Raw genomic sequence first — 26,520 nt, 5'->3', positions numbered from 1 at the left:
GATTATCCTCCTCCGTTTTGTCTTTACGCTTCTTGGCCTACAGTTTCATCCGTGATTCCCAGCTCTTCCTTAACCCAGTCATATCCTTCTGCTTCCAGACGGTGAGCCAGTTCAGGTCCGCCAGATTTCACGATACGACCTTGCATCATAACGTGCACATAATCAGGTGTGATGTAGTTCAACAAACGCTGATAGTGAGTGATGATGAGGAATCCACGATCTTCGCTCTTCATTGCGTTCACACCATTTGCTACAATTTTCAGAGCGTCGATATCCAGACCGGAGTCGATCTCATCAAGAACTACGATTTTTGGATCAAGCAGCATCATTTGCAGAATTTCGTTACGTTTTTTCTCACCACCGGAGAAACCTTCGTTCAGGTAACGATGTGCAAACTCTGGATTCATGTCAAGTTCTTTCATTTTGCCTTCCATTTGACGAATGAACTTGATCAGGGAGATCTCGTTACCTTCGCCGCGACGTGCATTAATTGCACTGCGCAGGAAGTCGGAGTTCGTTACGCCGGCGATTTCGCTCGGATATTGCATAGCCAGGAATAGACCTGCACGCGCACGCTCGTCTACTGCCATGTCCAGTACATCTTCACCATCAAGGGTTACTGTACCGTCTGTTACTTCATATTTAGGGTGACCCATCAGAGCTGATGCCAATGTGGATTTACCTGTTCCGTTCGGACCCATGATTGCGTGGATTTCTCCACCTTTCATTTCCAGGTTAATGCCTTTCAGGATTTCTTTACCTTCGATCGTCGCTTTCAGACCTTCAATGACGAAATTCGTAGCCATGTGTATTGTTTCCCTCCATTGATTAAATTGATGTTTGCTGTCGAAAACGAAAAAGCGCCTATTAAATATCTGAACAGGGCTTCCCCTGAATTTCTACAAGTACCGCAATTTCCAAAGCAATAATCACTTTAGAATAATTCTAAACTGATTCTCATTGATTATCAAGTCATTTCCGAGAACACTTGTCCTCTCTGGAAACATGATTCTACCTGATTCTATAATAAAAGCGGGTTTGAATCAAATGTGAAACCGTTATTTCTTCCAACTCACAGTGAGAAAAATCACTGTAATTCATTATTTCATTCCATATTAATCTGCCAAAAAGGGCTTATCCATAATCTGGACAAGCCCTTCCTTATTACATTTATATTTTGAGCATATCGTTAATCTTCTGTACCTGTTCGTCAAAATCCGCAACATCCACCACCGGCGTCATTTCGCGCGGCACCGGACCATTCGGAATGGAAATCCAGGAACGGCACCCATTATATTCAGGCAGCACCGGTATTTCCATCGGTTCGTTCAAACGGTACACACGGAGTATCAATACATGTAACGGATCTTTCCGTTTCCACTTTAAGCGGTCTTCGGCAAAATTCGATGTCCACATATGAAAGTCATGAAGTCGGTCCAGCATCTCCTGATCTCTGATCTCCAAATCCTGTATCACTTCGGCATATGCAGTGATGCGAATTGTCGAAGCTTCGGGCACCCATTCGGCCAGTGATTCTTCAACATACGAATGATCAGAGGACTTAATCAGTTCTTTACGCTGATGTTCATAAGTCGGATACAGATAAAATGCCGGACTTTTCAGCTCAAAATGTCTGGTTTCCTCCACAATACCGCCTTTGCGCATCACCAAAATCTGGCGACCGTTTTCCAGCGCTTTAATTGCGGAAGCCCACTCTTTTAATGCCGGTATCGTTGTGCCTAACATGCGGATCTCCTCCCGTAATCAGTCTTGTCAGCAGTATAGACGCTTTGCCTGTTCCTGACAACAACTTAAGAACAACATTTGGGAAGTGCTCCTTTATAGAAGACATAAACTTATTACACGGCTTTATAGCTGTGGCTTAACCCAAAAAGGAACGCAGCATCCACATGTGTTTCTCCAGATCAGCTTTGAAACCGGTCAGCATGTCGGATGTCGGTTGGTCTTCTGCAGCATCTGCTACTTCGATACCTTCCTGGTACTCATTGGACAGTGTAGCAAAGTCCTCGATCAGGTTTTGCACCATTGTTTTTGCATCTTCACCACCTGCAGCTTCCTGGATGGAAGAGAGCTCCAGATACTCTTTCATTGTAGCTGCAGGGCTGCCTTTAAGCGTAAGAATACGCTCAGCAATTTCATCCATTTGCACAGTAACTTCATTATAGAACTCTTCAAATTTCACATGCAGTGTGAAAAAGTTTGGTCCTTTTACATACCAGTGATAGTTATGGATTTTGACGTACAGGACGTTCAGGTTAGCTACCTGACGATTAAGTACTTGTTCTACTGATTTTGCTTGATCTGTTTTGTTTTTTGTAGCCATGTGAATCCCATCCTTTATTATAAAATTAGTCTATTATGTAGGGTTGACAGATTCATCTGCCTTACATAATAGAGAGTTAAACAGTTCGTCACCGCTGTGTAGCGGCAGGCCTTGTCGGGGGTAATATGTGAACCGTCCGGCCTATTTGTTTTTACCCTGGCACACCGTGTTCGAAACAAGCCAAACAGGGCTTGCTTTAAAAAAAGGGTACAAAAAACGGGTTAATTCCGATATACTGACTTATACCAAGCAAAGAAGTGGGTTTTCCTGTTTCTTCATATATATGGAGGTGGCATCCTTGTCTCAATATCACCCTTTAACCCCCCAAGAAGCAATCGAACTGGCCAAAACCTTACCGGGTCTCTTTACGGCAGATGCAAATCTGGAATGTCGTGAGATCGGAGACGGTAATCTGAATTTGGTTTTCCATATCACGGATCAGAACTCCGATAAAAGTATCATTATCAAACAAGCCCTTCCTTATGCGAAAGTGGTTGGCGAATCTTGGCCTCTGTCTCTGGTTCGTGCCCGCATTGAACGTGAAATTCTGCAGGAAGAATATCGTCTATGCCCAGGGATGGTTCCAGAGGTGTATCACTATGATGACGATCTCGCACTGACGGTTATGGAAGATCTCAGTGATCACGTGATTATGCGCAAAGGCCTCATCGAAGGTGTCACTTACCCTCTCTTCGCACAGCATATTGGAGAATTCATGGCAAGAACGCTTTTCTTCACATCCGATCTCGGCATGAATCAACAGTTGAAGAAGGAAAAACAAGGTCGATTCGTTAATCCGGATCAGTGTAAAATCACGGAAGATCTGATCTTTGACGAACCATACCGGATCGCTGAGAAAAACAATTATGAAGCTTCCATTGAGGACGAGGCTGAAGCCCTTCGTACAGACGGATCATTGCATTTGGAAGTGGCTCTGCTTCGGGAAAAATTCCTCACACATGGACAAGCTCTCCTTCATGGTGACCTTCATACGGGTAGTATTTTTGCCACACCAGAATCGACTAAAGTCATTGATCCCGAGTTTGCTTTCTATGGTCCGATCGGATTCGACGTGGGTGCTGTACTCGCCAACCTGCTTTTGAACTATGCATCTCTGCCAGGATGGATTCAGAATGAAATTGAGCTGCGTGATCGCGAAACGCTTATGCTTGATATGGTTCGTGATGTATGGAATGAGTTTGAGACCCGCTTCCGTGCATTATGGGAATCTGATCTCGTCGATCCGGTGGCTAAAGCACCAGGTTATCAAGACCTTTATGTGCAACAATTGTTCAGAGATTCCATTGGCTTCGCGGGTGCGAAAATGGTACGTCGCATTGTCGGCCTTGCCCACGTGGCAGATATTGATACGATTCAGGATGCTACAGAACGTGAACGTGCTCAGCGCAAAGCACTTGCTATTGGTAAAACGTTAATCAAAAACAATCGCCGACTGAATACCATTGGTGAAGTGCTGGACCTTGTGTCCACAGCCATCTCCTCAATCAAAGTTTAAATTTAGGAACGGAGGAACATCCATGACAACCCCTAAACATCAGCCTCTGTCCTCCCTCATCTGGAAACAGGACAAGCTTGAAATGCTTGATCAACGCCTTCTGCCCGAAACGATTCTGATGCTTAAGCTATATACACCTGAAGAAGTGTGGGAAGCCATTCACTCCATGAAAGTTCGCGGCGCTCCAGCTATCGGAATCGCTGTTGCGTTCGGTGTCGTATTGGGGGCTAAAGCTTACGATGGACTTATCATTCAAGGCTGGCTTGATCATGTAAAATCCATTTGTGCCCATCTGGCTACTTCACGCCCAACAGCGGTGAATCTGTTCTGGGCACTGGATCGAATGATGCAAAAGGCAAGTGATCTGGCCGAAGCTGGAACAAGCATCGAAGACAGCAATGCTGCACTCGAAGCAGAAGCCCTTCTGATTCAGAAAGAAGATGAAGAGGTTTGCAGGATGATCGGAGAACATGCCCTTCCACTCTTCGAAGATGGTATGGGTGTGCTTACACACTGCAACGCTGGTGGACTTGCCACAGCCAAATACGGCACGGCAACCGCCCCAATGTATCTCGCTCAGGAACGTGGCATTCAACTCAAAGTATTTGCAGACGAAACTCGTCCTGTCCTCCAGGGTGCACGCTTGACGGCTTTCGAACTGCAGCAAGCGGGTATCGATGTTACCCTTCTGTGTGACAATATGGCAGGTATGGTGATGTCCAAAGGATGGATCCAAGCCGTTATCGTGGGTACAGACCGCGTCGCGGCAAACGGTGATGTGGCGAACAAAATCGGAACATATAGTGTAGCGGTGCTTGCCAAAGCGCACAATATTCCGTTTTATGTAGCCAGCCCGCTGTCCACAATTGACTTATCCACACCTTCCGGAGATCTCATTCCGATTGAGGAGCGTTCTGCCGAGGAAGTAACCGAAGGGTTTGGCAAACGTACAGCACCACAAGGGGTGAAAGTATTTAACCCTGCATTTGATGTAACCCCTAATGAGTATGTAACAGCAATCATTACGGAAAAAGGTGTCGTTCGTGCTCCGTTCAAAGAAAACCTAGCTGCCTTGTTTGCCAAGGAAGAAGTATAATGTAGAATCTATCTAGATGATGCAGATAAAAAGGGCTCCGAAGGGGGGCCCTTTTACTTTTTTTCTTGTGAACCATTTGTAGAATTAGGTTGTAGCCGCATCAGCACTGTTTCGAAGCTATCTCAGCCACTCACATCGTTTCACCGGACGTTGTCCCGAATCAGATCATCTTCAGCAACGCCTCTACACCTGTCATACCAACCGTTATGCCCATCGCTTCAGCTTCGGTTGTAACGGACTCCATCGGCGCATGTAACAGCTGTTCCAGCGTTCGCACCCCAACCGCCCGAGCCGCAATAATTTTGCGATCCCCAAGCTTTTCGTTAAGTAATCCGACATCAAGTGCTCCACACATGATATATCCTTTGGATGTGTTTATTGTCAGTAACGTCGTTTTGGGTAACTTCACTTCCACCCCAACCAGCACATGCTCTCCAACTACAATCGGCTCCATGCTCACCATAATCTTCCGATCCACCTCCTATTCCCGCAGGTCAGGATAATTGTATGCCCCATTCCGAGTGTCGGTGTGGACACCTGCGGAAAACAAACTAAAAGGCTTAAAAAGGTCACTTTAAATTGGATCATTTATTGCTATATTCATCATCGTCTTTCTTACTAATACACTGCTAAAGAAATTTAAAATTTAATGCTATAGCAATAGTTCAAACCTTCTCTTGTCCAATGTGCCTTCATGAAAGACGTATTTTATATAACTTCTGAATTAGTAAGATCACACTAAATTTCTCACGACATCCCATAAAATTAAATAGATGCAGAAAATGTATCTGGTCATATGAAAACTGGTTCAGCCCCGCAATGCTGCCCGTTATTTTCTGCGTCTCTAGTACTATGATTATTGCCACATTAATGATATAGTGAATTGAAGCGTATTTATCGACTGACATATCTACAAACGGGGCTGGGATGAATGAAGGAAACCTTATCCAACGGAGAAGAAGTTGGCTTTTTATTTAATGTCGACATTCTTATCAAAAGCCGCTCGAATGCCTTGGCGCTACAGTCCCTGTTGGAGCTCATGAACAAAGAGGAACAAATTGCGGACTTTCGGATTCAATCCGGCTTAGAGCTTGGCAAAATTATTGAAGCAACGATCCAGTCCAGGAAAGATTCGATCACCTCCCTTCACCACGAACGGAAAAAATCTCAATTGAGCGGACTGAAAACAGCTCCATCGAATGAATCAACAAATTCATCAAACTCGGCAAAACCACAAGACCAAAAGGAAACGGTTTCTTCTCAGAATTTAGCTGCACCAGAGTCGGCCAGTTCTTCTCAGGGAAATTCCTTTGATGAATGGATTGATACCCTCATTAAGGAAAACCGGCTTACACGAATTGTGGTCAACAACAAGAACGGCAAACATCAGAGTATTCCATGCCGCATTTTGAATTTTGATCGGGATAACAGCATTGTAAGTGTCTACCATGTGGATGAAAAACAAGTCTACTCATTCCGAACGAATGAAATTGACGAATTTTTGTAGATCCATTACGAACTCAAACCCAAAAAGCAGCTTACGTGGAAATTTCACATCATTCCTCGTAAGCTGCTTTTTCCATTCTCATGTAAGCTGAATCCTACTTCCAGCAGACCATTTATCCGTCGGGTAGTCACACTCTAATTAGGAGCGCTCTTTCCCTCGTTGCCACACATCTAAAGCAAATAACAACCATCCAGCAATAAAAGCAACACCACCGATAGGTGTAATGGCACCTAAAACTTTGATGCCCGTAATACTAAGTACATACAAGCTGCCAGAGAACACAATAATACCGATAAACAGTAGACGCGCCGCCCATTTTAGCTTGGAGGACGCCCCGAGTTGACCAGCTGTTAACCCAACAATTAACAAGGCCAAGGCATGAATCATGTGATACTGTACTCCGGTTTCATATACGGCAATGGCATCTGCGCCGATTTTCTCTTTAAGCATATGGGCACCGAACGCGCCAATCGCTACAGACAGCATTGTCATTACGGCTCCAACCGTCATCCATACTCGTTGCATTTCACTTCTCTCCCCTTATGTCATGTCACACTAATGATTATTTTAACGAATCTCTGAGTTGTTTACCAGTTTAGCGGGATGTTATGAGCTTCCATACATATGGCGTTGGGATGCGGATCGAAAGGATGTTAATGATAGTGCATAAAGTAAAGAGAAACCTTGATTTTTATCGGTAGTTGTGGAAAAGTAAAAGGGTCTGTATTCCTGTAACCTTCAGGAGAATCACCATGCATAAATGAGGTTAATAACAATCCATAATGAGTAAGGAGGGGTATGATATTAATGGAACATCAAAATACGTATAAACAATCCGGAAGCAATGATCCCTTTACGACCAATCCGGCAGATCCTACAGATCCCGCACTGAACAGAACGAAACATTCCGGTCCGGGTATCGCAAGTTTTGTCATTGGACTGGTAGCACTATTGGGTTATATTTTGACCTTCTTCCTTGCCACCATTGCACTTAGCAGTGCTCTTGGGACGATAACACAGCCTGTGCAGGTTGAGGAAATTGCTTTGCATCCAGCTGTATTGCTGGCATCCCTGTTTATCCTAGTTTGCCTTGTTCTTAATCTGGCCGGTCTTATTCTCGGAGTCATCGGTCTTGTGCTTAAAAAGCGTAAAAAGGTATTCCCCATTATCGGTACAATCCTTAACGGTATCATGATCCTCGCATTTGCAGGACTCATTCTGGCTGGCATTTATATGACGTAATACAACCAGACCACAACCGTTTAGCCAAATTCTCGTATCCAAAGGAGATTGACATGTCAAGAATCAAGATTTTTGCAGATAGCACGAGTGATCTGAATCCAGACTGGATTAAGACTCACGATATCGGGATCATTCCGTTGTACGTTGTATTCGGTGATGAATCGCTGAAGGATGGTGTTGAGATCACACCTGAACAGCTGTATGAGCGCGTAAGCAAAGACGGACGACTGCCCAAAACGGCTGCTCCATCCCCTGCTGATTTCATGGCAGCTTTTCAACCTTACATAGAACAAGGGGACGACATCCTGTATATCAGTTTGTCTTCTGAGCTTTCATCCACTTATCAAAACGCACTGCTAGCAAGTTCAGAGTTTCCCGAAGGCCGCATCTCTGTTGTTGACTCCCTTAATCTTTCCTCCGGAATTGGACTGCTTGTCATGAAGGCAGTGCATGCTGCGGAGAAAGGTCAGAGCCTGAAAGAAATTACTCATTTGGTTGAAGCAGTGAAGCCAAATGTACGGACCGAGTTTGTAATTGACACTCTGGAATATCTGCACAAGGGTGGACGCTGTTCAGGTATGCAAAATCTGATCGGAAGCCTTCTCAAAATTCGCCCCGTCATTCGCGTAACAGATGGCAAGATGTCACCAGCCTACAAAGTCCGTGGAAAAAGGGAAAAGGCTCTGGATCAAATGCTGCAGAATACACTCAGCGAAAAGCATCAGATCGACACAGACCTAATCATTGTTGTACACACTATGGCTGAAGAGGATGCACTTGAGCTGCAGAAATCCCTGCGGGAACAAACGGGTGCACGGGTTGAATTAACTACAGCGGGATGTGTCATCTGCAGCCATTGTGGACCTAAAACGATCGGTATCATTTATAATACGGTTTTGTAAAAAAAGTGCTTCACTTAAGCATTGGTTAAACGACGATAACCAGCGCATAAAGGGCATCCCGGCTGCACTCAGCCAAGGATGCCCTTTTTACATTGTCCCTGTACAACTAATAACTTTTTGTTTTCAGGTCATTCAAGCTTTTGAATGCATATCCCTGTTTCCGCGCTTCATCTATGATCGAGCCCAGTGCCTCTGTGTTATCTTTGGAGACTGAATGCAGGAGAATAACAGCACCAGGATGTAATTGTTTGAGCACCTGTTGTCTTGCATAGTCAGCTCCGCGTTGTACATTGACATCCCAGTCCTTGTAAGCCAGTGACCAGAACACATTAATATACCCTTGAGCATGGCTCTCCGCTAGCGTACGGTTATTGAAAATACCACGCGGCGGACGCAAAAAAGTGGCTTGCTGGCCAGTTAAACGATTCACTTCCGTTTTAACCTGTTCAAGCTCTGTTTTCAGCTTTTCATTGGATACCCGAGTCATATCCGGATGGCTCCAGGAATGGTTGCCAACAATATGTCCCTCTGCTGCCATGCGCTTTACCAATTCCGGCTGATCCTTCAGATAATGACCAGTGACGAAAAAAGCGGCAGGAACTTTCTTATCACGCAGCACATCCAAAATGGCTGGAGTAAATCCGTTCTCATATCCGTTATCAAACGTGAGATACAATTCTTTTTGTTTGGTATCCCCCAAAAAGATGGCGTCATTATGCTCCAGGATCGACTTAAAACCTTCCTGGTCAATAGAGGGCAGCTGCCCGTTTTGGCTTCTCTTGAAGCCAAAGTGATATGCTCCGGTAACGGGCGATGCTTCAGTGTGCACCGGAAAAATGCTGAACGCCAATACGGCAGTCAACAGCATATATAAAACCAGTCGCTTCATTTTCAACCGCTCCTGTTCCTGAATAATGGGTTGTCGCTTCCTATCACGAGCCCTTCAGGTAATATGCCACAGGAACCGCTAATCTATGTACCTTTTCAATGACACTTGCCATGACAGCATTAGAATCGTTTGTTGCTTTGTTCGGGTTGATGCAGCAATTCAATTAATGTTTGCGGCTTGCCGCTGGAGGACAACCATTCCCTGACCGTTTCGATCGCCTTCGTTTGCCCGTCACCACGGTCACGCCAGGTCAGCAGTTCGATAACTTTAATGATAAGTGCAGACATGTTGTCATAATCCATCTCTGAACGATCTGCCCGCATCTTATGATATAACGCCTCTTGCTCCCAATCGAGCAATATTTCTTCACCAATCGTTGGTTTCATTAAGGTGTAAGCCCTATTACACCCGGAGCATCGTACGGTACTGACCTGTTGCGCAGCAAAACTCACAAGAATGTCATGCTCACAGTCCGCACATTGAAAGCTAACCTGTATGTTCTGTATTTTTTCATTCATATTGCTCTTCCTCCTGCTATGGGTGTACTACTTCTATACCCGAAAATGATGGAGTTCACGCTAAACCTCAGATCATTAAAGATCGTGCTATATTCTTGTAAATATGTTAAAATATATTACATATCATGAGTTGGAGAGGCGGATTTCCATGTCGAAGGAAGAGCGCAATATTACTTGGCAGCAATCGAGTTTAAGCAGGAATGAACGTGAATTACATAACGGCCATCGCAGCCGTGCATTGTGGTTTACCGGATTATCCGGTGCTGGTAAATCCTCACTTGCATTTGCCTTGGAACAGCATCTGCATGATCGAGGCGTTCGTTGTTATGTGCTTGATGGAGACAATGTACGTCATGGGCTCAACCGCGATCTTGGTTTTACAGCGGAAGATCGACAGGAAAATTTACGCCGTATTAGTGAAGTAGCCAAATTGATGGTGGATGCCGGGTTACTCGTTCTTTCAGCCTTCATTTCTCCTCATGCACAGGATCGGGAAATGGTCAGACAACTATTTGAGCCTGAAGATTTTATTGAAATTTATGTGCAGTGTTCCATTGAAGAATGTGAAAGACGCGATCCAAAAGGATTGTATAAAAAAGCCCGCAAGGGGGATATCCCCCATTTTACCGGAATCTCGGCACCTTATGATGTTCCAGAGGATCCGTCACTTATTATTGATACGGAACAACTACCTTTGGACGAAGCCGTTCAAAAGATTGTGCAGTACCTCGAATTGACAGGAGCACTTCAGCTGCCTCTCGCTCCCACTACCAATCAAGTTTAATCCATATACGTATGGATTCAGGTTATGGATCCATTGCAGACAAAAGGCACAGTGACGATCCTGTGCCTTTTTGAAATGTACGTCAGTATGATTTGTTCCACCTGTTACTGCCCTACAACACCGGCCTGCATATTCAACAATTTGCTGAAGGTTCCCACAGGGTCAGTGGATAATTGTTGGTAGCCTCCTTGCTGGATTACTCGGCCTTCCTCCAGTACAATCACCCGGTCCGCTGTACGAATCGTGGACAAACGATGGGCAATTACGATAATGGTAACATGTCCTTTAAGTCGTTCAAGTGCCTCATGAATATGCTGCTCGTTCTCGCTATCTAGTGCACTTGTTGCTTCATCCAAAATGAGTACAGACGGATTACGCAGCATCGCCCTTGCCAGAACAAGACGCTGACGTTCCCCTCCAGATAGACGAATCCCACGATCTCCAATCATCGTATCCAATCCGTGAGGAAGTTTGCGGACAAACGCTGCAGAGGAGGAAAACTGTAAGGCTTGCCACATCTGTTCTTCACTCGCATTAGGGTCAACCAATCGCAAGTTCTCACGAATGCTTGTATGGAACAGAAATGGATCCTGAGATACATATCCGATAGAACTTCTCCACGCCAGTAATCGCTCCTCAGAAAGTGGGACACCATCGATGATAATTCGCCCACTCTCTGGACGGACCAGACCCATAATAAGATCAATTAAGGTACTCTTTCCTGCACCCGATTTGCCCACAATGGCTGTCATTCCTTTTGCAGGAATGGATACACTAACGTTATCGAGTGAATAAGACGAACTGCCATCGTAGCGGAAATTGACATTTATACATTCAATGGATCGCATCAATTCAAGCGGCTGAATCGGATGAATGTCTTTTTCGGCATTCCGGTTCGAAGCTCTTGTATCTGTGATAGATCTGCTAATTTCACGACTCAAATCAGTTTCAGCCTGCAGCTTTCTGACCAGCTGAAATGCGGGCAGCATCGAGCTAATATACTCGAGATTGGACTGAATGGATGTGAACCTGGGCCATAGCCGGGAGAAAATGAGAATGATCAGCAGTAAACTCGCCGGGGGTACAGCAAGAACACGCAGTGACAGGTAAATGAAGGCGGCAATAATAACAGCGGAGGATATGCGGTGAATGAGTTGTGTTCCACTGTTCAACTGGCTGAATTGAATGACATTACGCTCGATACGCTTGCATATTTTTTCAAACCATCCGATATGCGACTCCTCAAGCATGTTGCTCTTGATATCCTTGATACCGTTAAAATGCTCTGTAATACCATTATAATAGTGTTGGGATAGTTCGGATGTCTGATCACCGATCTGCTTGGCCCGCTGCACGAACTTCTTGAGAACGAAAAACAACAGAAGTCCAAAGACGAGGACAATCGCAGTTAACTTCGCGGATAACCAAAAAGCGAGCCCAATCTGAATCGCTGTAAAAATCAAGGACGCCGCCATTTGCAGGATCAGATTCGTGCCTTGACTGACTCGGGCAAGTTCTGTCGTTAATATATGGTTAAAATCGGATTTTCGTTTTTGGAGAAAAAAAGACCATTTGGCCATAATGATGGCCCGGTACGTTTCCTGTCGCAGAGTTCTTATAAACTGCTGTTGAATTCGGGTATTTCGAATCGTCTGCAGACGTTGGAGCCAAGCCTGTCCGGAGAGGATAACGACGAAAACGCTCAATATCAATACTAATTGACTGTTGTCGGAGAACCGACCTAACCATTCGGAGAGCCAGGATAACTGTAAACCGGACGAGCCCATCTCAAATATCCCAATCAAACTTAACATGGGGACTAGCATATAAATTCCAATTCCCTCCATCAAACTAATGCAGATCATGCCAAGTAAGTTCCAATAGAGAACGGGTCCTGTTACATCACGAAGCTTGCGCATATAAAATCGAAGTTCTGAAATCATTGGTTAACCCCTTTCCGTCATCGCGTTCCTTTTCATTCGCCGCCAGAACCAGAGGAAAGGACGTAACGGAAAATACAGAAAGTGCAAAGAGCGCGGAAGCGGCATTTGTTCCACATCCCAGGTACTTGGATATAATCGTTCAATGAAGAAAAACATCTTCTGTCTGGTACTTCTCAGTGCAAACAAATAGGAGCGGTAACTACGTAAATTCGCTGGCGTGTCCAGCATATCGTTCATAAATAACACACCATGTTTAGCCAGGCGTTCTCCTGCACGTTCTTGAGAGGATAATAATCCGCGATAATCGGCATCCAGTGGGGTGTTCATCAGCACGGATACAAGGCGGAGCGCTTGGGCACCAATAACGAGCCGCCCTTCGGCTTTCAGGCGTCTGGTTAACAGGTTCACATCCAAAGGCATGCTGCGAATCATCTGATCGATGTCCATGAGCCAGCGTAGTCTGAACCATCCATGACGGGCGCCGTGAGTCACCAGATATGCCCATAAGTCTTCTCTTTCCAGCATGCGGATCGGGGTTTGCGTGTACGTACTGAACCGACTGCGCTGCCAAAGCAACTCAAAATCCGTTTCTTTGCCGGAATCCGGATTAAGCCGCCAGTGGATTTCCACTTGAGTTTTCTTGCGAGGATGCTTATAACAGATATGATGCTCCCGCCACTTCCAGCTCTGCACGGTTGGGCGCCGCTTGCCTTCCTTGGATACATAACCGAGCGTTTCCAAAATCTGTTCCGCAGACTCCACATCATCAAAAGGAATGAGAATGTCCAAATCCTTGGATGTTCTTAAGGATACATCTCCGTAAAGGTCGTGGGCGAGTGCCGGTCCTTTTAACGTAATACTCCGAATTCCCTGATCGTTGAAAGCTCCGCAGACCTGTTCCATCTCCGCGGTCAGATGCAGCATGCGAAACGTATTCGCGGTATATTCCTGCCTTAAACTCTCCACAACAGACGAAGGAATGAAGGGAGATTCTAATGTTTTGAGTTTCATATATAGGACCGAGTACAGTCTGTGATGATAGACAAGTCGTAAAAAGAGCTTCCAGTCTATTCTTTCAGTTATAGCTTTGACTGCTTCTGGAGCAAGTCCGTGCAGCTCATCTTTCATGATCGTCAAAATCAGTTTGAGCTCCTGTGGAAACCCTTTTGTGTAATCATCAAATTCAAGATTCATAGACAATTTCTCCAGTTCCCTTCTCCGGACAACGCTTGCCAAACACGCCGACAACCGTATATTGGTCCATAGTATCTGCTCCGGTTACGATAATCTTCCCACTTCGCAGCCAGGCATGAGCCATCATTTGTCCTTGCTTATTGCGCGCAGTTCCCATATACAGCGTACTCTCTATTTTGCGGCGTTCCAGCATCTTCATTGCAGCGATCGCCATGACTAGACAGCGGCTTTCCCATAATGTGTACCTGCTCGCCAGCAAAATGGCTTTGGAAACATGTCTAGTCGCTATAATCTGATTTCGATTCATTCCGTTCATCGAGGTTTCATATTGTGCTGTGCCGAGCCCAGGGGCGATTTTGGCAAAAGGTCTCGCTTTGAGGATTCGTGCCCACCCCAAATGAATGTAAGCCTCCCATACCATAAGCCTGACTTCACGTGGCAATGAACGATAAGCTTTGATTTTGCGTAACATCGTCTTAATCCTCGTGAACAACGTCGATTAATCCCTCACGGGACATATGCTCAAGAAACGGGATAACTTGTTCGTGACACGTATCCGCATCAATCTCGTACTCGGAAGCCAGAACATCAACCAAGTCGGCGATTGTCCGTTCCTGAGACAGGAGTTCCCAGATGCGCCCGCCGGTACTGCCCAGATTGTAGTATTTTCCACTTTGGATACTCATCATGACCTTTTCTCCGCCCATATCACTGACAAGATTACCTTCCTTCTGCTTCACACGATCTTTCCAATCAAATTGTTTTGTACTTTTCATTGTTCGGTGTGCACTCCTTTGCGTACATGATCTGTGATCCGTTCAACCATCTCAAATGCAGTAAATTCAGAACCTGACCTCGTCAATCTATTAATTTCTATGCTCGCTGATAATCTCGAAACGGTCTCGAACAGCCACTGTGCAAGGCCTTGTCTTGCGACAAGAGTACTTCGGAAGGTATGTGTACACAGCAGGTGAAGTCTTTCCAATCCGTGAACCTGCGTCAATTGAATCGGCTTCTTTACGTCATCCGGTTTGGGATTCAGCTCAAAAATGCCGGCAAGCGGGACAGCTCTCTCATGAAAATAATGCTGAACCGGTATGGCATACTTCGTTATCTCGGCATGCACGGTGGCATAATTCTCCTCTTTCATGCCAAACCCATCCAGGCTGGGCTGCCACAGCTTCTGCTGTGGATACCCTGGAGATACAATAGCTCTTCCTCCGGCATCCCATGTTAGTGCAACGACATCATCGGTCAGAAGCGGATACCCACGTGAAGCCAGAGCCGCTGATAAAGTGGATTTCCCCGCACCTGAATGCCCCACAAATGCATAAGCCCAGCCATCAATAACCACAGCACTTCCGTGTAGTGGAAGGATACCCCGCTGCATCATGATGACAGCCATGCAAGTACCAAGAATAAACAAGCGAACTTTTTTTTCATCAGCGTTCTGCTTAGGGTTAACGATAATTCTGCGTCCTTGTTCAATCAGAAAGATGCCTGTATCTTCAATTCGAAAAAAAAGACTGCCGTCACGAGATACGAAATTTTCATTCCCCACATTCCACGCTTCCCACAGCGTGGTTAAATCGGCAGACTGGATATGTACGTCAATATCACCAGCATCCTGACTACTGTTCTGCACGATCTGGAGTTCTGGCATTTGAAATTGGCTTAGCCAACGCAATCCATATGCTTCATACTGCACAGGCAACAATGAATGACTCCTCCTTAGCAATGCTGAATGTAAAAAAGCCCTTATATTCATAGGAATCAAATATAAGGGCGGAGGCGAAAAGATAATCTTGTCTTTCCGCCCTTTAAGTATGATAGCTCTTCGTAAAACTTAATAACTTAGGAAGTTGGATCGTAGAGATCAGCATCGTGATCGGAGATCCAGTCGATTTGTCTGAATCCAGTTCCAGCCATAGTTTGGTTTACTTCCAACACTTCCAGTGCAGGTGCTTGCCATTCTTTCTTTTCCATTGTTGTCACCTCCTTTCAAGAGTTTACAATGCTGCCTAGTATGTAAATCTAGCGTTCAAAATTTGCGGATGAAGCGGTAGACGATCAGGCTGTGCATCATCAAACGCATATCCGGGTGAGAGGCAAGTTCTGGCCGTGGATCCGGTATGTTTTTTAGCGCCAATTGTATTCGCTCGGTGTTTAATATGCCGGCTACACGACTATCAGAACAAAGCGTCTGCACCTCTGCGGTAAAAGCGCCCCAATCAGGGATCATCCGGTGCAGCCAATCCGCGGGCTGTATGCCGCGAACACGTTGATTGAGTCTTACCTTATCAGGCAATTCAGGTGAAGTTGCACGCCGGATTAGGGAGCGATCTGTTCCCTTGCTGACATACTGTTCGATAGGCACCGACAGGCAAAATTGAATAACGCGGGCATCACTGGTAGGGTCACGCTCCCATGCCCGGTAACGCAAGGAACATTTGGTAGCTACTGCTCCATTCTTGTTTGCTATGGCCAGATTGTTGAATTTCTCGGCTCTTACTTTCAGTGCATCTGCCCTAGCTCCTCCCTGAAGCATAACCAGTGATCCGAGTCGCTCCAGCACCCCTGTTCTGCTCGCAAATTCCGGATGGATAAGTTGGTTGGTCGCGACATTTGCAGCCCCTTTGGAGGCATTGTGGAAACGTTCCGGGTAGGCTTTTTGTGCAGTAATACGAGCAATTCTGGAAAACTTCATACCCGTTCGCTGGGAATATTGCCTCATCTCCTGCAGCATGCGGATCCAGCGGCCACGTTTCATCAGACTGGCGTAATAGTCCAGTGCAGGCCCCCAGGAAATGGTGAAATTCCCCCTGGCTCCTGTAAGGAGAACACCTGCATCCTGCTGACTTGCCTTTTCGTAAAAGCCTCGGATCCAGAACGAATTTTCGAAATACTTATAAGGCATTTCCATCATGTCCAGCCAGGTATCTATCTCACTAAAAGGACTCCTGCCCTCGAAATCAAGATAGTTCTCCGATATATTTCCGATGTGATCCACTGTGGAGCGAATGAAAGGTCGTTCATCAGCTAGCAGCGTTTTGGAGGTATAATCCGTAAAATCAGACACAGGCACGTAACTGTACGCATTCAGCCTCTTCCCCTGACTGCGCAGAGACCCCGAAGCAAAGCCGGCAACAGCACCAGAATCCAGTCCACCGCTTAATGCAGCTGCCACCTGCCGATGGGTTCGTAAGCGGGCACTGACGGCCTGAGTAAATACATCACGAAATGCTTCAACGTATTCCCCGTCCGATTTGAGAAGCAGCGGCTCTACTTCGTCCCAGCGATGATACTGCTTCAGTTCCACTTTGAAAGTGGCCGCTCGGAAGACTAGAGTATGAGCAGGAGGTAATTGGTTCACTCCACGATATGCCGTCATGTGAATATCTGCCGAGCCATGCATTTCCGGGATGGCGAGAAATTCGGATAACCAGGTCTCATTCAGATCCTTGGTTACCCCTTCGAGATCAAGCAAAGGGCCAATGAGTGTGCAAAATGAGAAACGTTTGCCGTCATGCCGATAATAGAACGTTCTCATGCCGGTAATATCCCTTGCTGCAAACAATGTCCGTTTGCGGTCGTCCCAGATTGCAAAAGCAAAGTCCCCAATCAGCTTGCTGGCTACCTGTTCACCCCATTGCTGATAGGCTCTCAAGATCAGTTCACTGTCCGAGAGGACGGACAACTGGCTTCTGGAGATGAATAACTGATCAGCGAGCTGCTCCCGGTTATCCAAAATAGCATCCGCGGTTATCGTAAGACCACTGACCTCATCAACCAGAGGCAGCTTCTCGTTGACTGATTCAGGTGTAATCCACTGGGCATGACAACTCAGGAATGCCTGGTTTCCTTTCCAAACCCCGGTTGTATCCGCCGGAATATGTCCCAAGCTTGCGTACAGGCGCCAGCTATCTTCCCAAAACGCTTCCTGACCATCGGTATGAACAATTCCCGCTATGGCACTCATGACTTTCCTCCCCGAAGTATCTTGCGCTGGGATGCCCACGCACTGATTTGGTTACCAAATGGAATCCAGGATTTAATTCGCTGAAGCTTGCTATGAGCAGAAGCCAGCTGCTTCTTCAATCGTTCCTGCTCACTGTATCCTCGCTCCAAGCGGTTGTCTGCTGCACGAAGTGCTGCTTCCAATTGTCTGATTGTGGCAAGCGCAGCTAAGGTGGGATCTGTATTGGACTCCGAAGTGTGGGCTGCTCCGTGCATCTCATCTCTCGCCTTAGTTATGGATGGGGCCCCCTGTATGCCGTAATGTGGTTTCCATCTGCACCCCGATGCTTCCGTAAACTGCTGGCCAAGTCGTTCAATGACTTCCTGATCCGGCGCTGCTTCATAACGGACTCCTGTCCATTGTTCCGCCTCATGCAGCTGTTCAGAATAACCCATACGATGGAACACGTCTGCCCCCAAAACACGGCAATATGTTTCGACTTCAGCTGTATCCAGTATACTTTTCCAGTTGTTAACAGAATTTTTGTGTGCTTCTTGATGTGTAGACAAGAACGGGTCCCCGACCCCCATACTGTAGAACATGTTGGATTTCGAACTATCCATATGAAGGCCATATTGCTCCATGCCCTCTTCATATCCAACGCCGAGAAACGCACATAACTTTTCAACTTCTTCTTTTGGCTTGGAGACTAGCTGTTCATAACGAAGCTCATGTGCATTGGCATTCTTTACTGCGAAATAATCATTTAGGCGAAGCAAGCCGAGCGTTAGATCGACGGCTTTCATATTCAAATGTGGGCTTTTCAGACTGCTGACCAGATCAAACCCTTCTCCTTGGTTACGATTAACTTTCTTATAGGAAGCTGCGATGGAGAGTGGATTACGCTGAAGGTGGATACGCTTGGACTCTGGAAAAAGTCGGTCCAGCCATTCGAGCATATAGTAATAACGTGGAGATTTATCGACAACGAAATCTGCTGCATTCCCCTGCAGAAATCCGTTATATATTTCAAGGGCAAAGCTCCTGCATGCCTTTTCATATACATCATCTGAGACCATGGAACTATAAAACTGACGAACAATGGGGCTTCCTCCGTAAGGACGAGCATCTGCTTTCGACAGATCCACCAGATTCATCAGAAACCACATTTCCTGTGTTGCAAATATGCGGCTGTGGTTCTGCAGCATGACGGTGGATAGTGAGCTTCCACTACGAGGGACACAGAGTAAAAAGACAAGTCCGTTACCTTGAACATCTACCACCGGCATCCCCTCCTCTGTCCGATATAATGAGCATGCAGTTGGTCATCGAATTCTCATCCTTTTTTTGACGAAACAGAAGATGCACAAGTTCAATTCTATGATGTTTCGACATCTTTCAGATACGGTTTGTATTCATAGTTTTACTCTATGATACAAAATGTATCATGTCAATCTTTTATTTTCACTTTTTCATAATTTCCTTTTCCGTACACTATTTTCCTCCACCGACAACTCAGCACTCCATACTTATTCCACTGTCCCTACGAAATATGACTGTGCGCAAACATGAAAAAACTCCGAATCTGTTTCTGATAAACAGTTCCGGAGCAGCTATTTTTCATTATTTGTTTTCAAAAAAAGATTATGTTCTATTGATCCACTATGCCTTGGCGTTCACTCCAGGAGAAGGGATAACGGATCCCAAAATACGGCCTTCTTCCTGATCTGCCTCAAGTGCGTCGTTCATGCCTTGCTTCACTTTAACTGTCATTAGAACGGCCATACCCGCAAGGAAGAAAAAGAGCAGGGAAAGAATGCCCCACCTGCTTGAACCCGTAATCTGGCCCACCCAGCCAAAAACAAACGGGCCGAAAATGGATGAAAATTTGCCGGTGATGTTAACAAAGCCAAAATACTCCCCTGTCCTGCCTGAAGGCATTAGGTTGCTAAACAATGAACGGGCAGTCGATTGACTGACGCCTTGCACTACGCCAACCAGTCCGGCAAGCAAGTAAAAATGGATGGCTTCTGTCATGAAATAACCGAGGATGACAATACACACGTAGATGGACAGACTCAACATCAATATCCGCTTCGCTCCCCAGCGCTGCGCCCATGCGCCAAGCAGCAAGGTGCATGGAAAACCGATAAATTGGGTAAGCAGCAGCGCAAGCATCAGATCGGCTGTCCCAATGCCAATACTTGTCCCATAGATGGTCGCCATTAGAATAATCGTATTGATCCCATCATTAAAAAACCAAAAAGCCACCAGCATTCGTATCAACTGGGGAAAACGAAGCATTTGGCGAAAGGTTTGGCGCAATCTTCGTATCCCTACCTCTGCGTACCCCTTCCACGATCCAGGCATATCCGGTGCCGCAGGGCGGCGGGGAGCATGACGAAATAGCGGAATGGAGAATAACAGCCACCAGAGCGCTACAGAGATAAAAGCAAGTCTGGTACCTGCCAGCGTACTTCCCATCCCGAACCAACCAGGCTGCTGAATCATGAGCATGTTGACTGCCAGCAGTAATCCACCGCCAATGTAACCATACGCATACCCTTTGGATGAAATCATATCCCTGCGTTCCGCAGACACCAGATCAGGCAGCATTGCATCATAGAAAGTATTCCCGCCAGCAAATCCAATGGTCGAGATCACAAGCAAGGCGGAAGCCAGCAGCCAGTCCCCTTCTCCAACCTTACTGAAGCCAAGTGTTGCAATCATTCCCGTGATAGCAAATACGCGTAGAAAATCCCCTTTGCGGCCAGACAGATCCGACAACGCTCCCAGCAGCGGGGTTAACAAGGCCACACATAACATCCCGACCGAGTGCGTATAGGCCAGGTAAGATGCCGCTGTGTCAGCATCCAGCGTTGCCGCAGCTACCGAAGCATAGAAGACCGGAAGTACGGCGGCCAGTACCGTGGTCGCGTATGCAGAATTGGCCCAGTCGTACATAATCCAAGCTTTAACGGCCCGTTTATCCAAGTAGAATCCTTCCTTTTCATGCATTCTAGACAGAATGCCAATTCAATGCCTGTCCTTATTTTAAAGGAAGTTTGTCATACATGTTCATCGTTTCTGTAAAAAGTTCCCGTTGCATCAGGCATTTTGAGCTGTTATCAAAAACGCAGTCGCTTAAATTGTATCATTTTATCTCCTCTCGCATCACATATCGTCCCCGCCGGTGAATATACTTAATTACCGACAGGCCAAACTGTGCCGCGTAATCAATGGGGGGTGCCTACATGTCAAATTCACACCAGCCTTACTCGTTCGTCGTATCCCGGGAAGATTGGTCGCTTCACCGCAAAGGGTACCAGGACCAGCAGCGCCATCAGCAAAAGGTTAAAGATGTCATTAAGCAAAATCTGCCTGATCTGATTACGGAAGAAAATATTATCATGTCCGATGGACAACAAATCATCAAGGTACCAATCCGCAGTCTGGATGAGTACCGTTTTGTGTATAACTACCAAAAGCAAAAACATGTCGGTCAAGGTGACGGTGACAGTCAGGTCGGAGATGTCATCGGTCGTGATCCTGCCTCACAAAAACCGGGCAAAGGCGAAAAAGCCGGAGATCAGCCTGGTCATGATATCGTAGAAGCCGAAGTCAGTATTGAAGAACTGGAAGATATGCTGTTCTCTGAACTTGAGCTTCCGGATCTGAAGCAGAAAGACAAGGATCAGATTGAAACACATACCGTGGTATTCAATGATATCCGCAAAAAAGGCATGCAGTCCAACATTGACAAGAAACGAACCATCCTTGAAAACCTTCGGCGCAATGCCACAACCGGGAATCCCGGTATTCACCATATCAGTCCGGATGACCTGCGTTACAAGACATGGGAAGACAAAATTATTCCGCAGTCCAACGCCGTCATTATCGCCATGATGGATACTTCAGGATCTATGGGTTCATTTGAAAAGTACTGCGCTCGCAGTTTCTTCTTCTGGATGACACGTTTTCTGCGCCGCCAGTACGAGAAGGTTGAAATTGTATTTCTGGCCCATCACACTGAAGCCAAAGAAGTAACGGAAGAAGAATTTTTCACTCGCGGCGAGAGCGGAGGAACGATCTGCTCCTCTGTATATATGAAGGCTCTTGATATCATTGATCGGCGTTACCCTCCTTCCAGCTACAACATCTATCCGTTTCATTTCTCAGATGGGGATAACCTTACCTCGGATAATGAACGCTGCGTGAAACTGATTGGTGAGTTAATGAAGCGCAGCAACATGTTTGGATATGGAGAGGTCAATCAATATAACCGCAGCAGTACATTAATGTCGGCTTACCGTCATATTAAGATGGATCAGTTTATGTACTATGTGATCAAAGAAAAAGGCGAAGTGTACAAAGCTTTGCGCAGCTTTTTCCAGAAACGGGAAGGAGGCAGCGTAAGATGACAGATGAAATCCGCGACCTTGAATACGCCATTGCCGAGATAATGGAGATTGCCGATGGATTCGGCCTGGATTACTATCCGATGCGTTATGAGATCTGCCCATCAGACATCATTTATACCTTCGGAGCCTACGGGATGCCAACCCGGTTCAGTCACTGGAGCTTTGGCAAAACGTTTCACAAGATGAAGATGCAGTATGATTTTGGGCTTAGTAAAATTTATGAGCTCGTCATTAACTCCAACCCTTGCTATGCCTTCCTGTTGGATGGCAATTCCCTGATTCAGAACAAGTTGATCGTGGCCCACGTGCTCGCGCACTGTGACTTCTTCAAAAACAATGCCCGTTTCTCCAAATCAAACCGCAATATGGTCGAAAGCATGGCCGCCACGGCGGATCGGATCAGCAACTACGAAATGGAGTACGGAACCGAAGCTGTTGAGTCATTCATCGATGCCGTTATCGCCATTCAGGAACATGTGGACCCTCAACTCATCAAACCCCGTCATTTGGACAAACAACGTTATATGGAGATGAAAATGCGGGAGCAGCGTGGCGAAAAGGCACCACGTCCAGAAGGTCGATATGACGACTTATGGTCGCTTGACGATATGCAGAAAGAGGAAGCTCCATCCGAAGGAATACAGGTCCATCACTTCCCGCCCGAGCCGGAAAAGGACATCATGTGGTTTGTTCAGGAGTTCTCGGAAGTGCTGACGGATTGGCAGCGGGATATTATGAGTATGATGCGTGAAGAGATGTTGTATTTCTGGCCGCAGATGGAAACCAAGATCATGAACGAGGGCTGGGCTTCCTACTGGCATCAACGCATTATACGCGAGCTCGACCTGAGTAGTGAAGATACCATTGAATTTGCCAAATTGAATTCTTCCGTGGTGCAGCCATCCAAACAAAGTTTGAATCCGTACTATCTGGGGCTGAAAATTTTTGAAGATATTGAACGCCGCTGGGATCATCCATCCAGGGAAGAGCAGGAGCGCTTTGGCCGCAAAACGGGTCAGGGCCGTGCCAAAATGTTCGAGGTTCGCGAATTCGATTCCGATACCTCCTTCATCCGAAATTACATGACGAAGCAGCTGACTGAAGATCTGGATCTCTATGTATTCGAGAAAAAAGGCCCGGACTGGAAAATCACCGACAAGTCCTGGGAAAACATACGCGATCAACTTGTATTCTCTCGTATTAACGGAGGATCTCCGTACCTGGTCGTTCAAGACGCCGATTACCTGCGGACAGGTGAACTTGTGCTGAAGCACCAGTACGAAGGTATCGAGCTGGACCTGAAGTATATGGAGCGCACCCTCCCTTATCTGTACCGGCTCTGGGGGCGAACGGTTCATCTGGAAACCCGAGTCGAGGATAAACCAATCTGGTTCACCTATGACGGCAAGAAGCACCACCGGAAATTTATGTAGGTTTCTTCTATATAAAAGCGTACCAAAAAAAGCGGCAAGTCCCTGGCAGATGGCGGGGACTTGCCGCTTGGCATATCTAAACAAACTTACTTATCCAAGAATGATGGGATTTCCCGGCAGGCGCAGCGGAACAAAGAAATCTTGTTCCACTTCACTTGCTGGCAATGGACGGCTAAAGTAATATCCCTGAATTTCCCGGCAGTCGTTCTGCATCAGGATATCCAATTGTCCTTTGGTCTCAATGCCTTCTGCAATAACATCCATCTTCAGATTCTGTGCCATGGTGATAATGGTCCCGACAATCGCCTGGTCACTCTGATTCTCGGTGATGTCTGTAACAAACGAACGGTCGATCTTCAGCTTATGAATCGGAAAATGCTTCAGGTAACTCAGCGAGCTGTACCCTGTACCGAAGTCATCCAGACTAATCTTGACTCCGAGTGAAGTAAGTTCATTCAGAATGCCTGTTGAGACGGAAGCATCCATCATCATGCTTTCCGTAATTTCAAGTTCCAGGTAGCGGGCTTCCAGCCCTGTTTCTGCCAGGGCATTCTGAACTTGCTCCACGAGATTGGACTGATGGAATTGCTGGCTCGACAGGTTTACTGACACCGGAATCAACGGACCGCCGCTGGCATGCCATTGTTTCATCTGCCTGCAGGCTTCCCGCAGCGTCCAGTTCCCTATGTCATAGATGATACCCGTTTCCTCGGCAATGGGAATGAACAAATTTGGTGACAAAATCCCCTTATGTGGATGATTCCAGCGAATCAGGGCTTCCACGCCGATCATCCGGCTATCTGCTGTGCGAATCTGCGGCTGGTAATACAGGAGCAATTCATCGCGTTCAAGCGCTTTGCGCAGATATCCCTCCAGCTCAATCCGCTCATACAATTCGGAATCCAGTTGTGTGGTATAGAACTGAAATCCGTTTTTGCCATTTTTCTTCACTTCATACATGGCAGTGTCCGCATGCTTCAACAGGGTATCCACTTCCGTTCCATGTTCCGGGTACATGGCAATACCGATACTGGCTGTAACGTAAAAATCATTCTCTTTTAACCGGTACGGTAATTGGATGGCTCCAACAATTTGCTCTGCCAAGCTCGCCACACGTTCCTCATTCCCCTGCTCGTTCATGACGACGAGTGTGAATTCGTCACCACCCATTCGGGCCAGCATCACGTTATCCATGCCTTTAGGATCGGATGCACGGATTGCCTTAAGAATTCGGTCGCTGACCTCCCTAAGAAAAACATCTCCAATGGAATGGCCCAGTGAATCATTGATCATTTTGAAACGGTCGATATCCATCACCATTACGGCGAACGAATGATTGGATATCACGGAAGTTGCAATTGTTTCAGCCAAAACCTCATCCAGTTTACGTCTGTTTGGCAGGCCGGTAAGCGGATCATGTGTGGCCTGATGACGAATCATCTCCTGTGCCTGCTTCTCCTCGGTAATATCCTTGATCAAAATATGGCTGCCAACATCGCTGCCTTCAATCAAAACAGGTACTACACTAATGCTTAAATCCAAGTGCTGTCCATGAATCCCTTTCATACTTGCCGTATAATAACGTTGTTCCAGGCTTGCACCCGATAAATCCAAGCTTTGAAGCTGATTCGAACTCCAGTGGATATCAATATGCTTCGATATTTCATCCAGAGAACGATTAATCACCAGTCGCTCCGGATATCCTGTAATACGCGTAACTGCCGCATTTAATCCTTTGACAATTCCCTCATTGTTTACCGATATAATGGCGTCTGAATGGTTCTCATACAGAGCTTGATACCACTGCTCATTTTCACGAATTCGCTGATCTTTCATGGACATTCGTTGATTGATATAAATGCCAAAGAGTGTCAATCCAAGAGTAAGGAACGTACCTGCTGCAACCAGGTACGCCAATAACCCCGGTTCAATCTGCATCATGGAAGTTACCATCTGTGCATGCGAATGCTGATGAAATTGCGCAGCGGACATCCCTGTGTAATGCATACCTGTAATTCCCAGCCCCATAATGAGCCCACTGCCCAATTTGTAAACCCATGTAAACCGCGTCCGGTGCTGGCTCAAATAAAACATAAGCCATAGTGCTGCAAAGGAGGCACCTGCTGCGATGAGTACAGAAGCAAACACCATGTCTGCCTCGTAACTGATTGGAACGGACATGGCAGCCATACCCACATAGTGCATGCTGGTGATGCCCGCAGTCATGAGCAGACCGGCGACAACAATCTGGCGCCCACTGCCCGATTTCCGGCCTGCAATGTGTAACGCAATCCCTGATGCAGCAACCGCGAGCAGGACGGACAGGACGACTTTGTCCATGGAATAGGACACGTGCATGGGAAGAACAAAAGCCAGCATGCCCACAAAATGCATGGACCAGATGCCAAGCCCCATGGACATGGCTCCGCTGGCAAGCCATATCCTTCTAGATATTCCTTTTGCCAAGCTTACCCGGCCAGCAAGGTCAAGTGCAGCGTATGATGCAAGAGCAGCAATAATGTAAGATAAAACAACCAGTTCCAAGTTATACGTTCCATGTAGGTGTTCCACTCTGTCTTTCCTTTCAACCGGGAAGTATCTTGTATGTAGGCATAATGTAAAAAAGAAGGCAGTGCACTGTCCGGGTGACAGGCACTCCCTTCGTTTCATTTTGACTCGTGACCACCAGCTTTCATAGCACGGCAGTCATACATCAGAAACCCGTTAATAGTGATGTTTATAGTCTAAACGTCCTAGTGACGGAAATCAACAC

25 protein-coding genes are annotated in these 26,520 nt (G+C 46.4%); 8 read left to right on the top strand and 17 right to left on the bottom strand.

The window, feature by feature from the left end; genetic code table 11:
• Positions 1-23 precede the first annotated feature (23 nt).
• From sufC to MH144_RS19675, 3 genes are all read right to left on the bottom strand, one after another.
• Positions 24-806 carry a Fe-S cluster assembly ATPase SufC gene (sufC, locus tag MH144_RS19685; RefSeq protein WP_095288227.1) on the bottom strand — a complete coding sequence of 261 codons (783 nt, stop codon included), beginning with the start codon at positions 804-806 and terminating at the stop codon, positions 24-26.
• Positions 807-1,170: 364 nt separating this feature from the next.
• Complete coding sequence (locus tag MH144_RS19680) at positions 1,171-1,746, bottom strand: DUF1802 family protein (protein WP_239303320.1); 576 nt, start codon at positions 1,744-1,746, stop codon at positions 1,171-1,173.
• 136 nt (positions 1,747-1,882) lie between these two features.
• Positions 1,883-2,344, bottom strand: a complete 462-nt coding sequence (locus tag MH144_RS19675) for a Dps family protein (RefSeq protein WP_017689542.1) — start codon at positions 2,342-2,344, stop codon at positions 1,883-1,885.
• Between the two features lie 298 nt (positions 2,345-2,642).
• On the opposite strand from MH144_RS19675, the gene mtnK reads away from it, so the two are divergent.
• Both mtnK and mtnA read left to right on the top strand, forming a co-directional pair.
• On the top strand, positions 2,643-3,860 hold the full coding sequence (gene mtnK, locus MH144_RS19670) for an S-methyl-5-thioribose kinase (RefSeq protein ID WP_239303318.1): 1,218 nt from the start codon (positions 2,643-2,645) through the stop codon (positions 3,858-3,860).
• A gap of 22 nt (positions 3,861-3,882) precedes the next feature.
• Positions 3,883-4,956 (top strand): S-methyl-5-thioribose-1-phosphate isomerase, encoded by a 1,074-nt coding sequence (gene mtnA / locus MH144_RS19665; RefSeq protein WP_239303309.1) that lies wholly within the window; start codon positions 3,883-3,885, stop codon positions 4,954-4,956.
• 160 nt (positions 4,957-5,116) lie between these two features.
• On the opposite strand, the gene MH144_RS19660 is transcribed toward mtnA, so the two are convergent.
• Positions 5,117-5,419: a YunC family protein gene (locus MH144_RS19660; protein ID WP_095288232.1), complete on the bottom strand. Its 303-nt coding sequence runs from the start codon at positions 5,417-5,419 to the stop codon at positions 5,117-5,119.
• Between the two features lie 468 nt (positions 5,420-5,887).
• Between MH144_RS19660 and MH144_RS19655 the strand changes: the two genes are divergently transcribed.
• On the top strand, positions 5,888-6,463 hold the full coding sequence (locus MH144_RS19655) for a hypothetical protein (RefSeq protein ID WP_239303278.1): 576 nt from the start codon (positions 5,888-5,890) through the stop codon (positions 6,461-6,463).
• 138 nt (positions 6,464-6,601) lie between these two features.
• Here MH144_RS19655 and MH144_RS19650 read toward each other — a convergent pair whose 3' ends face one another.
• Complete coding sequence (locus tag MH144_RS19650) at positions 6,602-6,988, bottom strand: DUF423 domain-containing protein (RefSeq protein WP_239303267.1); 387 nt, start codon at positions 6,986-6,988, stop codon at positions 6,602-6,604.
• A 282-nt stretch (positions 6,989-7,270) separates the two neighbouring features.
• Between MH144_RS19650 and MH144_RS19645 the strand changes: the two genes are divergently transcribed.
• Positions 7,271-7,705 (top strand): hypothetical protein, encoded by a 435-nt coding sequence (locus MH144_RS19645; protein WP_239303265.1) that lies wholly within the window; start codon positions 7,271-7,273, stop codon positions 7,703-7,705.
• Positions 7,706-7,758: 53 nt separating this feature from the next.
• On the top strand, positions 7,759-8,607 hold the full coding sequence (locus tag MH144_RS19640; protein WP_239303263.1) for a DegV family protein: 849 nt from the start codon (positions 7,759-7,761) through the stop codon (positions 8,605-8,607).
• 106 nt (positions 8,608-8,713) lie between these two features.
• On the opposite strand, the gene pdaA is transcribed toward MH144_RS19640, so the two are convergent.
• Positions 8,714-9,496: a delta-lactam-biosynthetic de-N-acetylase gene (pdaA, locus tag MH144_RS19635; RefSeq protein WP_239303253.1), complete on the bottom strand. Its 783-nt coding sequence runs from the start codon at positions 9,494-9,496 to the stop codon at positions 8,714-8,716.
• A 119-nt stretch (positions 9,497-9,615) separates the two neighbouring features.
• Positions 9,616-10,014 carry a hypothetical protein gene (locus tag MH144_RS19630; protein WP_239303233.1) on the bottom strand — a complete coding sequence of 133 codons (399 nt, stop codon included), beginning with the start codon at positions 10,012-10,014 and terminating at the stop codon, positions 9,616-9,618.
• Positions 10,015-10,162: 148 nt separating this feature from the next.
• Here MH144_RS19630 and cysC point away from each other — a divergent pair, with 148 nt between their 5' ends.
• Positions 10,163-10,798, top strand: a complete 636-nt coding sequence (gene cysC / locus MH144_RS19625; RefSeq protein WP_239303231.1) for an adenylyl-sulfate kinase — start codon at positions 10,163-10,165, stop codon at positions 10,796-10,798.
• A gap of 104 nt (positions 10,799-10,902) precedes the next feature.
• Here the strand turns inward: cysC and MH144_RS19620 are convergent, their stop codons facing one another.
• The 9 genes from MH144_RS19620 to MH144_RS19580 form a co-directional block, all read right to left on the bottom strand.
• Positions 10,903-12,741 carry an ABC transporter ATP-binding protein gene (locus MH144_RS19620; RefSeq protein ID WP_239303229.1) on the bottom strand — a complete coding sequence of 613 codons (1,839 nt, stop codon included), beginning with the start codon at positions 12,739-12,741 and terminating at the stop codon, positions 10,903-10,905.
• 3 nt (positions 12,742-12,744) lie between these two features.
• Positions 12,745-13,935 carry a nucleotidyltransferase domain-containing protein gene (locus MH144_RS19615; protein ID WP_239303219.1) on the bottom strand — a complete coding sequence of 397 codons (1,191 nt, stop codon included), beginning with the start codon at positions 13,933-13,935 and terminating at the stop codon, positions 12,745-12,747.
• Complete coding sequence (locus MH144_RS19610; RefSeq protein WP_239303218.1) at positions 13,925-14,407, bottom strand: lasso peptide biosynthesis B2 protein; 483 nt, start codon at positions 14,405-14,407, stop codon at positions 13,925-13,927. Before MH144_RS19610 ends, MH144_RS19615 begins: the two co-directional genes overlap by 11 nt.
• Before the next feature lie 4 nt (positions 14,408-14,411).
• A complete protein-coding gene (locus tag MH144_RS19605) occupies positions 14,412-14,711 on the bottom strand; it encodes a lasso peptide biosynthesis PqqD family chaperone (RefSeq protein ID WP_239303208.1) in 300 nt (99 codons plus the stop codon).
• Positions 14,708-15,652 carry an HPr kinase/phosphorylase gene (locus MH144_RS19600; RefSeq protein ID WP_239303206.1) on the bottom strand — a complete coding sequence of 315 codons (945 nt, stop codon included), beginning with the start codon at positions 15,650-15,652 and terminating at the stop codon, positions 14,708-14,710. The genes MH144_RS19605 and MH144_RS19600 overlap by 4 nt, the downstream gene beginning before the upstream one ends.
• 137 nt (positions 15,653-15,789) lie before the next feature.
• Positions 15,790-15,921 carry a paeninodin family lasso peptide gene (locus MH144_RS19595; RefSeq protein WP_110821067.1) on the bottom strand — a complete coding sequence of 44 codons (132 nt, stop codon included), beginning with the start codon at positions 15,919-15,921 and terminating at the stop codon, positions 15,790-15,792.
• A gap of 55 nt (positions 15,922-15,976) precedes the next feature.
• The gene (locus tag MH144_RS19590; protein ID WP_239303204.1) at positions 15,977-17,914 is read right to left on the bottom strand and encodes an asparagine synthase-related protein; all 1,938 of its coding nucleotides are present in this window, start codon (positions 17,912-17,914) and stop codon (positions 15,977-15,979) included.
• On the bottom strand, positions 17,911-19,176 hold the full coding sequence (locus MH144_RS19585; RefSeq protein WP_239303202.1) for a sulfotransferase family protein: 1,266 nt from the start codon (positions 19,174-19,176) through the stop codon (positions 17,911-17,913). Before MH144_RS19585 ends, MH144_RS19590 begins: the two co-directional genes overlap by 4 nt.
• Before the next feature lie 379 nt (positions 19,177-19,555).
• The gene (locus MH144_RS19580; protein WP_239303607.1) at positions 19,556-20,887 is read right to left on the bottom strand and encodes an MFS transporter; all 1,332 of its coding nucleotides are present in this window, start codon (positions 20,885-20,887) and stop codon (positions 19,556-19,558) included.
• A gap of 260 nt (positions 20,888-21,147) precedes the next feature.
• On the opposite strand from MH144_RS19580, the gene yhbH reads away from it, so the two are divergent.
• Together yhbH and MH144_RS19570 are read left to right on the top strand one after the other, a co-directional pair.
• Positions 21,148-22,314: a sporulation protein YhbH gene (gene yhbH, locus MH144_RS19575; RefSeq protein ID WP_095288248.1), complete on the top strand. Its 1,167-nt coding sequence runs from the start codon at positions 21,148-21,150 to the stop codon at positions 22,312-22,314.
• Complete coding sequence (locus MH144_RS19570) at positions 22,311-23,747, top strand: SpoVR family protein (protein WP_239303200.1); 1,437 nt, start codon at positions 22,311-22,313, stop codon at positions 23,745-23,747. The genes yhbH and MH144_RS19570 overlap by 4 nt, the downstream gene beginning before the upstream one ends.
• A 90-nt stretch (positions 23,748-23,837) precedes the next feature.
• On the opposite strand, the gene MH144_RS19565 is transcribed toward MH144_RS19570, so the two are convergent.
• Complete coding sequence (locus MH144_RS19565; RefSeq protein WP_239303198.1) at positions 23,838-26,318, bottom strand: EAL domain-containing protein; 2,481 nt, start codon at positions 26,316-26,318, stop codon at positions 23,838-23,840.
• Between the last annotated feature and the right edge of the window lie 202 nt (positions 26,319-26,520).

Origin of the sequence: Paenibacillus sp. ACRRY (assembly GCF_022346995.1) — a bacterium.
Lineage (GTDB): Bacteria > Bacillota > Bacilli > Paenibacillales > Paenibacillaceae > Paenibacillus.
This window is presented reverse-complemented; position numbering and strand designations above follow the sequence as displayed.